At 59.9% G+C, this 11,517-nt stretch carries 13 protein-coding genes and 2 pseudogenes; 14 read left to right on the forward strand and 1 reads right to left on the reverse strand.

Annotation, left to right across the window (positions count from 1 at the left end):
- From AB839_RS20325 to AB839_RS20360, 8 genes and pseudogenes are all read left to right on the forward strand, one after another.
- The coding region (locus AB839_RS20325) for an energy transducer TonB (protein WP_061480712.1) at positions 1-459 on the forward strand (459 nt) is incomplete at its 5' end.
- A 94-nt stretch (positions 460-553) separates the two neighbouring features.
- Positions 554-1,315, forward strand: coding sequence for a TonB-system energizer ExbB (gene exbB, locus AB839_RS20330; RefSeq protein ID WP_005411738.1), 762 nt, complete (start codon positions 554-556; stop codon positions 1,313-1,315).
- Between the two features lie 61 nt (positions 1,316-1,376).
- Positions 1,377-1,802 carry a biopolymer transporter ExbD gene (locus AB839_RS20335; RefSeq protein ID WP_005421196.1) on the forward strand — a complete coding sequence of 142 codons (426 nt, stop codon included), beginning with the start codon at positions 1,377-1,379 and terminating at the stop codon, positions 1,800-1,802.
- A gap of 3 nt (positions 1,803-1,805) precedes the next feature.
- A complete protein-coding gene (locus AB839_RS20340) occupies positions 1,806-2,219 on the forward strand; it encodes a biopolymer transporter ExbD (RefSeq protein WP_005411740.1) in 414 nt (137 codons plus the stop codon).
- 157 nt (positions 2,220-2,376) lie between these two features.
- Positions 2,377-3,837, forward strand: coding sequence for a cardiolipin synthase (gene cls / locus AB839_RS20345; RefSeq protein WP_061480713.1), 1,461 nt, complete (start codon positions 2,377-2,379; stop codon positions 3,835-3,837).
- Positions 3,838-3,877: 40 nt separating this feature from the next.
- Positions 3,878-4,147, forward strand: a complete 270-nt coding sequence (locus AB839_RS20350; protein WP_061480714.1) for a hypothetical protein — start codon at positions 3,878-3,880, stop codon at positions 4,145-4,147.
- Between the two features lie 9 nt (positions 4,148-4,156).
- Positions 4,157-4,900, forward strand: a complete 744-nt coding sequence (locus AB839_RS20355; protein WP_061480715.1) for a pyridoxine 5'-phosphate synthase — start codon at positions 4,157-4,159, stop codon at positions 4,898-4,900.
- A 145-nt stretch (positions 4,901-5,045) separates the two neighbouring features.
- Positions 5,046-5,276, forward strand: a pseudogene (locus AB839_RS20360) (radical SAM protein); the annotation flags it as partial.
- 165 nt (positions 5,277-5,441) lie between these two features.
- Here the strand turns inward: AB839_RS20360 and AB839_RS20365 are convergent.
- A complete protein-coding gene (locus tag AB839_RS20365; RefSeq protein WP_012478633.1) occupies positions 5,442-5,666 on the reverse strand; it encodes a helix-turn-helix transcriptional regulator in 225 nt (74 codons plus the stop codon).
- Positions 5,667-5,746: 80 nt separating this feature from the next.
- On the opposite strand from AB839_RS20365, the gene AB839_RS20370 reads away from it, so the two are divergent.
- The 6 genes and pseudogenes from AB839_RS20370 to AB839_RS20395 all read left to right on the forward strand — a co-directional run.
- On the forward strand, positions 5,747-6,082 hold the full coding sequence (locus tag AB839_RS20370) for a hypothetical protein (protein WP_012478634.1): 336 nt from the start codon (positions 5,747-5,749) through the stop codon (positions 6,080-6,082).
- Between the two features lie 150 nt (positions 6,083-6,232).
- Positions 6,233-7,324, forward strand: coding sequence for a PA0069 family radical SAM protein (locus tag AB839_RS20375; protein ID WP_021204599.1), 1,092 nt, complete (start codon positions 6,233-6,235; stop codon positions 7,322-7,324).
- A gap of 413 nt (positions 7,325-7,737) precedes the next feature.
- On the forward strand, positions 7,738-8,412 hold the full coding sequence (locus tag AB839_RS20380; RefSeq protein WP_229298499.1) for a hypothetical protein: 675 nt from the start codon (positions 7,738-7,740) through the stop codon (positions 8,410-8,412).
- Between the two features lie 118 nt (positions 8,413-8,530).
- A complete protein-coding gene (locus AB839_RS20385) occupies positions 8,531-9,004 on the forward strand; it encodes an NIF family HAD-type phosphatase (protein WP_021204601.1) in 474 nt (157 codons plus the stop codon).
- Between the two features lie 619 nt (positions 9,005-9,623).
- Positions 9,624-10,925: a tyrosine-type recombinase/integrase gene (locus tag AB839_RS20390; protein WP_012478638.1), complete on the forward strand. Its 1,302-nt coding sequence runs from the start codon at positions 9,624-9,626 to the stop codon at positions 10,923-10,925.
- Between the two features lie 90 nt (positions 10,926-11,015).
- A pseudogene (locus tag AB839_RS20395) lies at positions 11,016-11,517 on the forward strand (hypothetical protein); the annotation flags it as partial.

Raw genomic sequence — 11,517 nt, forward strand, 5'->3', positions numbered from 1 at the left:
CCGCCGCCGCCGCCGCCGCCGCAGGATACTCCGCCACCGCCGGTGAAGAATCTGTCGCCGCCGAAGCCGTCGCCCGTACCGCCGCCGCCGCAGGCGCCGGTTGTCGACGTGCCGGAGCCGCGCCCGAACGATATCGTCACCCCGCCGTCGCCTCCGGCGCCGCCGGCACCGCCGACCTCGATCGAGGCCAGCGTGGACATCTCGTCGAAGGCCATGAATCCGCCGCGCTACCCGCCGGCAGCCTTCCGCGCAGGTATCCAGGGCGAAGTGATCCTGATCATTGATGTCGATGCCAGCGGCAACGTCACCAATGTCACGGTGGAAAAGTCCAGCCGTAACCGCGACCTGGACCGTGCTGCGATGGAAGCGGCTCGCAAGTGGCGCTTCAACGCCGCTGAAGCAGGCGGTAAGAAGACGGCAGGTCGCGTTCGCGTCCCGGTCAACTTTGCGCTGAACTGATGCGCCCGGGTGGCCGCCTGGCCACCCCCGCTCCCGGTTCGATTGTTTAGCTTAGCTACACCCTTTATCACCACACACAACAAAGGTAAGCGTCATGCTGCAGGAAATTTTCATCGCCGCTGCTGCCGGGGGCAATCCGTCCAACGCCCTGTCGCAGATGGGCTTCGAGCACCTGATCCACGAAATGACCACCAAGCCGGGTGATTTCGCGGTTTCCTGGGTCGTGCTGCTGACCCTGATCGCCATGTCGGCCATGTCCTGGTACTGGACCGTCATCAACATCTTCCGTGCCACCCGCCTGAAGAGCGCCGCTGATCGCGTCGTCAGCCTGTTCTGGGACACCCCGAACGCGCAGGACGCCATCCGTGCGATGGAAGAGCAGCCGGCTTCGGAGCCGTTCTCGAAGATCGCCCTGGACGCTGCCCAGGCAGCTGCCCACCACCAGCGCGCTGAAGGCGGTGCTACCGGCGGCGTCGGTGAGAACCTGAGCCGTTCGGAGTTCGTCGACCGCGCTCTGCGTCAGGCCGTCACCCGCGAAAGCAACAAGCTGCAGTCGGGCATGACCCTGCTGGCCACCGTCGGCGCGACCGCTCCGTTCGTCGGTCTGCTGGGGACCGTGTGGGGCATCTACGGCGCGCTGATCAAGATCGGTGCCACCGGCTCCGCTTCGATCGACGCCGTTGCCGGCCCGGTGGGTGAAGCGCTGATCATGACCGCGATCGGTCTGTTCGTCGCAATCCCGGCCGTGTTCGCCTTCAACTTCTTCAGCAAGATCAACAGCGCGACCATCAGCAAGTTCGATACCTTCGCGCACGACCTGCACGACTTCTTCGCCACCGGTTCGCGCGTCCGCTAATTGCGGCGCGCGTCACCCAGCGACGAAGTAAGTAGTCACCAAGATCTAGACGGAGCCCGTTATGGCTTTCAGTAGTGGTAACAGCGGCGGCCCCATGGCCGACATCAACGTTACGCCCCTCGTGGACGTGATGCTGGTGCTGCTGATCATCTTCATCATCACGGCGCCCCTGATGTCCCACAAGGTCAAGGTGGATCTGCCGGAAGCCAACCTGATCCAGAAGCCGGAAGATGCTGAAAAGCGTCCCAACCCGATCACGCTGGCAGTCAAGGAAGACGGCTCGATCTACTGGAACGACGAAGAAATCAACAAGCAGACTCTCGAGTCCCGCTTGGCGACCGCCGCACAGCAGACCCCGCAGCCGCCGCTGAACCTGCGTGGTGACCGCACCACCAAGATGCGCGTCATCAACGACCTGACCAAGGTCGCGCAGGAACAGGGCATGCTGGACGTCGGCTTCGTTGCGACCAAAGAAAAGGGGCAATAAGCCATGGCATTCAGTAGTGGTGGTGGCAAGGGCCCCATGGCAGACATCAACGTCACGCCCCTCGTGGACGTGATGCTGGTTCTGCTGATCATCTTCATCGTGACCGCGCCGATCATGACGTACCCGATCGCCGTGGACCTGCCGCAGCGCGTGCTCAACCCACCGCCGCAGCTGGTCGAACCGCCGCCGCCGATCGAACTGAAGATCGACGCCAGCAACCAGGTCTCGTGGAACAACAGCCCGATCAATACCAGCGAGCTGCAGCAGCGGATGGAGCAGGAGGTCCAGCGTGACCCGACCAACCAGCCGGAACTGCGCATCGACGCCAGCCCGGATTCCGAGTACGACGTGATGGCCAAGGTTCTGGCCGCCGCGAAGAACGCTCAGATGAAGAAGATCGGTTTTGTGCAGCAGTAAACGCGACACCGCAACACAACAGTCATGACGCGACTGCAGACGCCCCTGGAGACAGGGGCGTTTTTTTTTGTGTGGGATGCAGTCGGGGTCAGAACCTTATTTGGCAGGAAAAGGGATCTGACCCCATCAGGGAGCACGCGCCCGCTATGATCGGCGCATGCTTGCCCTCTTCGATTCCCTGCGCCATTGGCTCGACGGTATCGCCCACCTCGGCACGATCCTGGCGGTGGCTTACCTGCTGTACCTGTTCGCGCTGGCGGGCTGGATCATGCTGCAGAAGCGCGAGCCGGTGGCCACGCTGAGCTGGATCCTTTCGTTGGCACTGCTCCCCTATCTCGGGCTCTTCATCTACTACCTGCTGGGCCCGCAGAAGGTGAAACGGCAACGGCTGCGTCGTGGCCGTGCACGCTCGGGCATGGAGCACTACAGCGATGTCTGCCCGCCCGATTCGGACTGCACCGAACTGGCCAAGGTGGCCCAGGCCACGACCGGACTGGCCCCAAGCAGTGCCACCGAAGTGACCTGGCTGGTGGACGGTGCGGCGACCTACGCGGCCTTGCTGGAAGCCGTTGCACAGGCGCACGATCACATCCATCTGGAGTACTACATCTTCAATCCGGATCACGCAGGCACCGCCCTGCGCGATGCCCTGGTCGAGCGCGCACGTGCCGGTGTGCAGGTGCGCCTGCTGCTGGATGCGGTGGGCTCATCCGCCCTGCCCCGCCGTTTCCTGCAGCCCCTGCTCGAGGCCGGCGGTGAAGCGATCTGGTTCCACCCACGGCAGCTGCTGAAACCGTTCAAGCGCCCGTGGCTGAACCTGCGCACGCACCGCAAGCTGGTGATTGTCGATGGCCGCCTGGCCTTCACTGGCGGCATCAACATCACCGACGAGGAAGACGAAAGCCACAGGCCCGACGCCTATCGCGACCTGCACATGCGCATCCGCGGTCATGTGGTGCGCAGTCTGCAGCTGGTGTTCGCCGAGGACTGGCTCTACGCCAGTGGCCAGGAACCCTCGCGGATGGATATCGCCCGCTTGTGGCCGGCCGATATGCCGCTGCGCGGGGATGGCGCGATCAACGCGCAGGTACTGGTGTCCGGCCCGGATTCGGGCTGGGAGACGATCCACCGGCTGCACGTCGCCGCCATCCAGGAAGCGCACGAGCGGGTGTGGCTGGTGACGCCCTATTTCGTGCCGGGTGAAGCGGCGCGGATGGCGCTGACTTCGGCCGCGCTGGGCGGCCTGGACGTGCGCCTGCTGGTACCGAAAATGAGCGATTCGTGGTTCGTCACCCAGGCCGCGCGCTCGTACTTCGACGAGCTGTTGCATGCCGGCGTGAAGATCTACGAGTACGGCCCGCGGATGCTGCACACCAAGGCGTTCATCGCCGACGACGACGTCTGCATTGTCGGCAGTGCCAACTTCGACCACCGCAGCTTCCGCCTGAACTTCGAGCTGTCGATGATGATCAGCGACCGGGACCGCGTGGCGGCCCTGGCCGAGCTGCTGCAGGGTGAATTCGATCGCGCCACGCGGGTGCATGACCAGGCCGGGCGCTCGCTGTGGCTGCACCGCCTGCCCGAGGCCTTCGCCCGGCTGGCCTCGCCGCTGCTCTGACGCAGCGCTACACTGCGGCGATCATCCGGGGAGCCCGACTATGTACTGGTTGTACCTGCTGCTGGCGCTGGGCTGCTTTGCCTTCGCGCTGAAGACCCCAAGCGCAGGGTTGATGACCCTGTGCTTGCTGGCGGCGCTCGCCTTCCTGCTGGCCTGGGTACGCGGTCGTTACGTGGCCCGTTTCGGCGACCTGCAGCGCGACCCGGCCACCCTGATCGATGCCGAGGAACTGCGCCGCCTGCGCGAGCAGGCCCAGGCGCGCCGCAACGATGACGCCAACGGCAGCGATCCGTCCCCTCATTCCAAGTAGTTCCGTTCCATGACCCAGCTCAGCGTCAACGTCAACAAGATCGCCGTCCTGCGCAATTCGCGCGGCGGTGCCGAACCGGACGTGGTGCGCGCGGCCCAGGCCTGCCTGGATGCCGGCGCGCATGGCATCACCGTGCATCCGCGGCCGGACCGCCGCCACATCACCGCCGAGGACGTGCTTGCGCTGTCCACACTGACCCGCGCACGTGGCGTCGAGTTCAACATCGAAGGCAACCCGTTCGCGCCGCCGCGCGAGGGTTACCCCGGCCTGCTGCCGCTGTGCGCGCAGACCCGCCCGGCGCAGGCCACCCTGGTGCCTGACGGGGACGGCCAGATCACCTCCGATCATGGTTTCGACTTCGAGCGGGATGCCGAGCGGCTGCGCCCGCTGATTGCCGAACTGAAGGCGATGGGTTGCCGGGTCAGCCTGTTCGTTGATGCGGGCAACCCGTTGCTGGAGGAGGCCGCCGAGGTCGGTGCCGACCGCATCGAGCTGTACACCGGCCCCTACGCAGAGGCGCATGCGGCGGGCGACGCTGCGGCAATGCTCGAACTGTTCGCCACTGCGGCGCGGCGGGCGCAGGCAGTGGGGCTGGGAGTGAATGCCGGCCATGACCTGTCACAGGACAACCTCCGCGACTTCCTGGCCCACGTGCCGGACGTGCTGGAGGTGTCGATTGGCCATGCGCTGATCGGCGAGGCACTGTATGACGGGCTGGATGCCACCGTGCGGGGCTATCTGGCCCTGCTCTGACCGATGGATGCAGCCGAGCATGGGCTCGGCTCTACAAGGTACCCGTATCCACTGTAGAGCCGAGCCCACGCTCGGCTCAGACTTGCCCTGAACCCTTCAGACGGCCGTCGCAGCCATTGAGACAGCCCCGGCGTACGCTGCCGCAATGGGTATTGCGATCAAGGGCCGAGGTTCCACGTCCCACCTTGCTGGGCGCTTCGAAAGCACCGTCAGCGAGGCGGTGGACGACGGCTGGGCGGTCGATGAGAGCGAGGAGTTCCTCGCGCCGCGCCTGCGCACCGAGGTGCGCGCCGAGACCGCGCGCAGCATCATCACCCGCAACACTTCGCCAGACGTCGGCTTCAGCCAGTCGGTGAATCCGTATCGCGGTTGTGAGTGTTGTATCAATACCCCCTGATTGTTCACTAGATAAATCCATATAGATCAACAGGTTAGAGAATAATCAGTAAACACATTGCTATCGGCACAATCCCCCGCGCAGTGCCGGCCAAACACGCCCATCCTGGAGAGGTTGGCCAACCTTCGTGGTCTGCAAAGAGTGTTAGAGCCCTGCGGCGCGCAGCAGGGCCGACATCGAGGTACCCATGCCTTTAGCAACTCGCTCCAAGGTAGCGAGAGTGAGGTTCTTTTCGCCACGCTCGATCTTGCTGTAGTAGGCGCGGTGCATCTGGATGTGGTCAGCAAAGGCTTCTTGGCTGACACCCAGATCAATGCGATGCGCGCGGATCACATCTGCAAGTTTCGCTTGGTTCGTATGCTCGACCATACGAAGCAGCTTGTGGTTCCAGTACTTTAAAGACTACGCCTCTAAAGGTAGTCTACTTATAAGTACTAATTGCATCTCCCATGAACTTTTACCTCGTATGTCCGGAACTGGAGTTCACTCTTGAGCTTCCCTTTTCTCCCATGGGCAGGGAGCAGGTCGCTATGCAGATGCGTCGAATGCAAGAAGAGGAAGGGCAAGCAAGAGGCTTTGAGTACCGCCTGGCAGAAGAGCTCTCAAAGCTCATCCCCCAGCTAACGGATTGGGACATCAAGCCGCCCACGGGTGCACAGATGGCATATGCGACTTCGCTCTGCGCACAGTTGGGCATTCCACTGCCTGCAGCAACACGTCGATCGCGGGCATTGATGCAGATCTTCTTGGCGGAAGCCAAAGCGCTCCATGGCCAACGCAGCTGATAAAGGCCTTGCCAGCCGAAGCTGTGGATAAGCCTGGGCAGAACCTACTCGCCAAACGACCGTATGGCCTACAGCTAGCTGAATTTCACGGTGTTGCGGCGCCTGTGGTTAGCAATAATACTAACGGCCCGACCTTCCCAAGTTGTCGCCATGGAACAGGATGCTCGAAAGGCCCAAGTTCCCCTCAAAGGCAGAGGGGCCGCATCGCGTGTCCCAAGCCGTTTCGATACCACTGCAACAGTGGGAGTCGACGACGGCTGGGAGTCGGTCTACCAGGAGATGGAAGACGCGCCACCGCTGAGAACTCAGGTGCAGGAAGAGCGAGCGCGCACAGTGATCAGCCACAACTCATCCCCTGACGTTGGCTTTAGCGCGTCGGTCAACCCGTACCGCGGCTGCGAGCATGGCTGTGTTTACTGTTTTGCTCGCCCTTCTCACTCCTACTTGAGCCTTTCACCAGGCTTAGACTTCGAGACGCGCCTGTTTGCAAAGACAAATGCCCCGGAGCGCCTCAGAGCAGAAATTAGCAAGTCGAACTACAAGTGCACCCCGATTGCGTTGGGGATAAACACAGACGGCTATCAGCCGATTGAAAGGAATTACCAAATTACACGCCAATGCCTTGAGGTGCTTGCTGATGCCAAGCATCCGGTGAGCTTCGTCACCAAGAGTGCCTTGATCACCAGGGACGTCGAACTGCTGGCGTCGATGGCCAAGGATCGGTTGGTTACGGTCTACTTCTCGGTCACCACGCTCGACAGGAAGCTATCTGCAAAACTGGAACCACGAGCTGCTGCTCCCCACGCAAGGCTGCGAGCAATGAATCAGCTGCACGAGGCAGGAGTACCGGTAGGGGTTTTGATCGCGCCGGTCATTCCCATGATCACCGACCATGACCTAGAAGCCATCCTTGAGGCTGCTCACGAACACGGCGCTCGGGCAGCAGGCTACGTGCTTCTCAGGCTACCCAACGAGATTAAGGACATTTGGAGAGAATGGCTCGAGCTGCACTATCCGGACCGCGCTGCGCACGTGCTTAGCTTGATGCGACAGATGCATGGTGGAAAGGAGTATGACGCCAGCTTTGGCACCAGGATGTCCGGAACTGGCCCTGTAGCGGACTTGATCCGGAAGCGCTTTGAAAAGAAGCATCGTGAACTCGGTTTCACTAGGCTGCCAGCGCTGGCCACTCATCTTTTTCAACCTCCCCAAGACAAGTCGCCACAGGGGCAACTTTTCTAGCCGAACGGAAAACGAGGCTAGCATCAGTACAAAGCTATGGATGCAGTCCGAGCGGCGCCTACAGGGACAGAGCGTCCTAGGTTTCTGAGTACTGATAGCATCTCCCCGAAAAGGAAATAGCATCTCCTCCGCAGCAAGCTTAGACGGCTTTCCAAACATATTTGGTTATCCCGCTTCCTCATGAAAAGGACCAGCGTATGCCCAAGCAAGTGAGAGGTTTATCAGTCTACCGAAGCACGATTGAGCGGCTGCCACAGTTTCGCATTCTTAGCGGCCCACTCACAGAACACCAAGCGGCGATGCTGGGATTCGACGACCTTCCGCTCGCAGGCGCTTCCATTGTGCCAAGCGCCGAAGGACCCGCGACGTTATTCAATGCCCGAGGCAAAGAGATCATCCGAAAGGACCTTCCGATGGTCACCAAGTCTCGATCAATCAATACCTCGTGGAAGGACTGGCACGGACACACTCACCACGGTACTCAGACAAGATCCTATGAGACCTATCCCAGGGAATACGTTGCACCACCTGGTGAATTCCTCACTGCTGTAGATACAGACAGTGGTATCGCAATGGCTACTAGGATCATTGACCGGACGGAGCCAGAAGAGAGCATTGCAAACCTCCTCAACATCTACCTGGAATGCTTCCAACACTTCGAAATCGTTGACCCGGACCTCGCGGTGCCGGTCAGGGTCGAGAAGATCAACTGGCGCATTCTCCCTCCGGGGAAGTTCCCGTTCGATAGAGCGATGCAGGTATTGGATAGTTATCTGAAGCAGTTGACCGACAGCGACCGCGCAGTCGCTAAGCAGCGCATCCGGACCATCACTCGTCACGAGCCCGACTTCATGGCAGTCGGATTAGGCGGTTTCAGTGAGTACATCGTTTTTGGGTTCACGGGAAGGAATCGATACGTGTTCGAGAGTCCCGAGTCAGGCAATGCCACTTACATCTTCAGGAACGAGTGGGAGGCGGTGTCTCAGCTCACCAAACGCCAGATCCTTCAAGAGCAGCTGCAGGAGACCAGGATCATCCACACCTCGCGTTGGGCCGTAGAGGTCTCAGAAGCAATCCAACGGAAGTGAAGTGGTTGGGCAAAGTTTCAGAGGGGCGTAGCCCGAACCGGTACCCTGTGACCCACGCCATGGATAGCTACCTACCGATGCGTTTACTCAGGCTTAGAAGCTTAGACAGGAACTCCCAATGAAGCCAACCATCCTGGCACTGGACCTCGAAGGCACGCTCATCTCCAACGCAGTCAGTCAGATTCCTCGCCCTGGGCTTCACCGGTTCCTAGAGGATGTCCGATCGCAGTTCGAGGAACTTGTACTGTTCACTACGGTTCCCGAGGCACTTGCAAGAAGAATTGCCGGACTCCTGGCTAGGGAAGGCAGTGTTCCGGCATGGTTTGTCGAGCTTCGATACATCCACTGGTCTGGAAGGACAAAGGATCTTTCCTATGTCTCCCCCCACGTGGGTGAAGCCCTTCTCTTGGATGACCATGGCCCCTATGTGCATGATGGGCAGGAGAGACTGTGGGTCGAGATCCCGCTGTTCGGCTCCCCGTACTCGTCAGACGATGACGGGTTGCAGATCGCAGCTGAACGCCTGACCGATCGCATCATTGAACTGCAGAGTGCATCCGACCTTGGCCACATGATCGCCGATCATGGCTGAGCAGCGCGTTGTCTCGATGGCTCGTTGAAAGAGCGCGTATGCAGCGGCCGTCCTCTCGCACATTCGGCACAGTTAGGGATCAGCACGCGGGCAGCACTCGAGAAACTCTTTGATAGCGTCGCTCCGGAGAACCCGGAGACGGCCAACCAAAGGTTGCCAGCAATCAAAAGTGGTGCAGTGGCGTTGCGGCAACCTTACCTTTGCCGGCAGCAATTGAATCGGTAGCTCCAGGCGTACCCACTGCCCAGCCAACACGCTTCCCTAAAGAACGCGCAGTAGCAACCGCGGCGTCTCCCGATTGATGATGTCAACTCACTGCCAGCCTTGGGTAGCCATTGACCGCGCGCTACCGATTGCCGCGCCAAGCGGACACCAACATTGGTACTGAAGGAGCAAATCTAGCCTGCGCGACGAACGAACCCACCTCTCTGTTGCGCACTTCCCCCGTACCAGCGAGCAGGTCTTCCTTCACACCGAGCGTACCAGTAGGGTCACGATCACGCGTAAATATATGAATCAATGGAAGTAAAAAGTAGGCATGATTCTCATTTCAGTTGTTAACGTACCGTAAGGCTCACAGCAAAAAAAACTTTCCGTATACCTGATAGCTTTCGGCGCCATGGTCTATGACGTCGAAATATGCACCGCACGTGCAATCGCTTCGGAAGCGACAGGAATCAAGTGTGCGCAAGGCGTACCCTTACCCGAAGGCTTCTGCTTTTTGGTCAGCAGGTCTGATGGAACGATCGTTCAGCCCGCTTTTGAATTCTTTGCAGATGCCCATCTAACGATCGGTCCAAAGCCAAAGCTTGCCTGCAGCAAGAACACAACCGCAGCTATCGCGGCTGACCTCACCGACTTCCATCACTTTCTTGACGCAAGAAAAAAGCTCGTTTCCGACGTAGATGAGGATCTCCTCAGATCCTATGCGGACACCTTGACTGACCTGGACTCTGCGGTGACCTTGGATAAGCTCGCCGCCGCGACTATTCATCGAAGATGGTCGACCGTGACCAAGCTAATCGCATTCTGCGTGAAACGGGGATACCTGAGGAAGGCACCAGCGCTGCTGAGCAAGCAGACGAAGCGAGGAACTGTTCAAGTTCTCGACGTTGGCGTCGACCTTCCCGGGCTGAACGACGCTGACGAACTCATCACTGCGCTCCATCCCGAGACCGTCGTCGGTATTCTTGACGAACTAGGTCCAAACCCTGTGCTCGAGCGAAACGGTCTGGTTGAACTGGCATACGCAACCACGGCGCAGCGATTGATGGCTGAGCTTTGCTATCAAGCAGGACTGAGGCGGGCGGAAGTGTGCGATCTCAAAGCGAAAACCATCCTTCAGGCCCGTACGGAAGGGCGCGATCCTCTCACTGCAGTCGCCATCCCCGTGCTCGGGAAAGGTAACAAGAAGCGCAATGTTCCCGTTCCAGTCTGGCTACTCAACGCGTTGAAGCGCTATGCCAAAGGTGTTCGGCAGCGCCTCGTTGACCTCCGACTGGGATACCACAAGCTCGAGGATCACGGCGTCCTATTCGTCCTCGACGCAAACAACCGCAAGCATGCGGGCAATCCGATAACCCCGCAGATCTTCGACCGGCATTTCGCCCAGGCCAAGGACAGGCTGCTCAAACGGCTCTCCAAAGAGCGTGACCTGGCTCGCTACGAATCCACGCAGCGCGAGCGAATAACCATTCACGCCCTTCGACACACCTTCGCCTTGTACACGTACATGGAGAAGCGCGCAAACGGTGACATGGATGCGATCAAGTATGTTCAGTCGGTACTGGGACACAGTCTCAGGGATACGACTGAGTCCATCTACCTGCGAAGCGCGAACGCATTCGAGAGCGAAACCAGGGAATCGATCAGACTGCACCTTGAAGGTCAACCCTTTATGCGAATCGGCGTCGAGGCCTGACGAGTTGGAGCTCACACGGCTCCACGGCCAGCATACGCACTACTCCTCGCATGTGACCGACTCACCTTATCAAATCAGATTGAACACGGATTGGAGCGTTACGTGGCAGGAAGAAGATCCGCCCAGCTGCGGCACGCCGTAGTAGTTGAGGAAAAGGTAGGCAACACAAAGAAATGGGATGTCCGCGAGAGCGCTGGTCGCCTAGAAGTCGCGTTCAGGCGCGCCGGAGACCTGCGCGACAACATCGTTAATCTCAGCCGGTGGAAGGGCATAGGTGCAGCGGCACCGCTCTTCGCCGAGGCGTTCTGCCGAGCTAACAAGAACAGCAGGGAGACGACTAGATCCTCTTCAGCTAACAACATCGTGAGTGGCCTGGTGCAGTACCTAACCGTAAAAGGGGTAAAGATAAGCGGCCCAGACGACACTCCAATGGATCTCGGCGAGTCCTTTCTAACGTATCTGAAAGGTAGGGATACCACGCACCCGACAGTTCTCTCGGTGGAGACCCAGCGCCACTATTACGGGACCTTCAAGAAGGTCGTTCTTGCGCTGCACGAGATGGATCCACGGTGGAAGGTGATCCGTATTCCGC

The organism is Stenotrophomonas sp. DDT-1 (genome assembly GCF_001580555.1).
In the GTDB taxonomy this organism is placed as follows: Bacteria; Pseudomonadota; Gammaproteobacteria; order Xanthomonadales; family Xanthomonadaceae; genus Stenotrophomonas; species Stenotrophomonas sepilia.

What these genes read in the sequence shown, in the direction of transcription:
- exbB (WP_005411738.1), top strand. Translation starts at nt 554, where the DNA reads ATGCTGCAGGAAATTTTCATCGCCGCTGCTGCCGGGGGCAATCCGTCC.
- AB839_RS20335 (WP_005421196.1), top strand. Translation starts at nt 1,377, where the DNA reads ATGGCTTTCAGTAGTGGTAACAGCGGCGGCCCCATGGCCGACATCAAC.
- AB839_RS20340 (WP_005411740.1), top strand. Translation starts at nt 1,806, where the DNA reads ATGGCATTCAGTAGTGGTGGTGGCAAGGGCCCCATGGCAGACATCAAC.
- cls (WP_061480713.1), top strand. Translation starts at nt 2,377, where the DNA reads ATGCTTGCCCTCTTCGATTCCCTGCGCCATTGGCTCGACGGTATCGCC.
- AB839_RS20350 (WP_061480714.1), top strand. Translation starts at nt 3,878, where the DNA reads ATGTACTGGTTGTACCTGCTGCTGGCGCTGGGCTGCTTTGCCTTCGCG.
- AB839_RS20355 (WP_061480715.1), top strand. Translation starts at nt 4,157, where the DNA reads ATGACCCAGCTCAGCGTCAACGTCAACAAGATCGCCGTCCTGCGCAAT.
- AB839_RS20365 (WP_012478633.1), bottom strand. Translation starts at nt 5,666, where the DNA reads ATGGTCGAGCATACGAACCAAGCGAAACTTGCAGATGTGATCCGCGCG.
- AB839_RS20370 (WP_012478634.1), top strand. Translation starts at nt 5,747, where the DNA reads ATGAACTTTTACCTCGTATGTCCGGAACTGGAGTTCACTCTTGAGCTT.
- AB839_RS20375 (WP_021204599.1), top strand. Translation starts at nt 6,233, where the DNA reads ATGGAACAGGATGCTCGAAAGGCCCAAGTTCCCCTCAAAGGCAGAGGG.
- AB839_RS20380 (WP_229298499.1), top strand. Translation starts at nt 7,738, where the DNA reads ATGGTCACCAAGTCTCGATCAATCAATACCTCGTGGAAGGACTGGCAC.
- AB839_RS20385 (WP_021204601.1), top strand. Translation starts at nt 8,531, where the DNA reads ATGAAGCCAACCATCCTGGCACTGGACCTCGAAGGCACGCTCATCTCC.
- AB839_RS20390 (WP_012478638.1), top strand. Translation starts at nt 9,624, where the DNA reads ATGGTCTATGACGTCGAAATATGCACCGCACGTGCAATCGCTTCGGAA.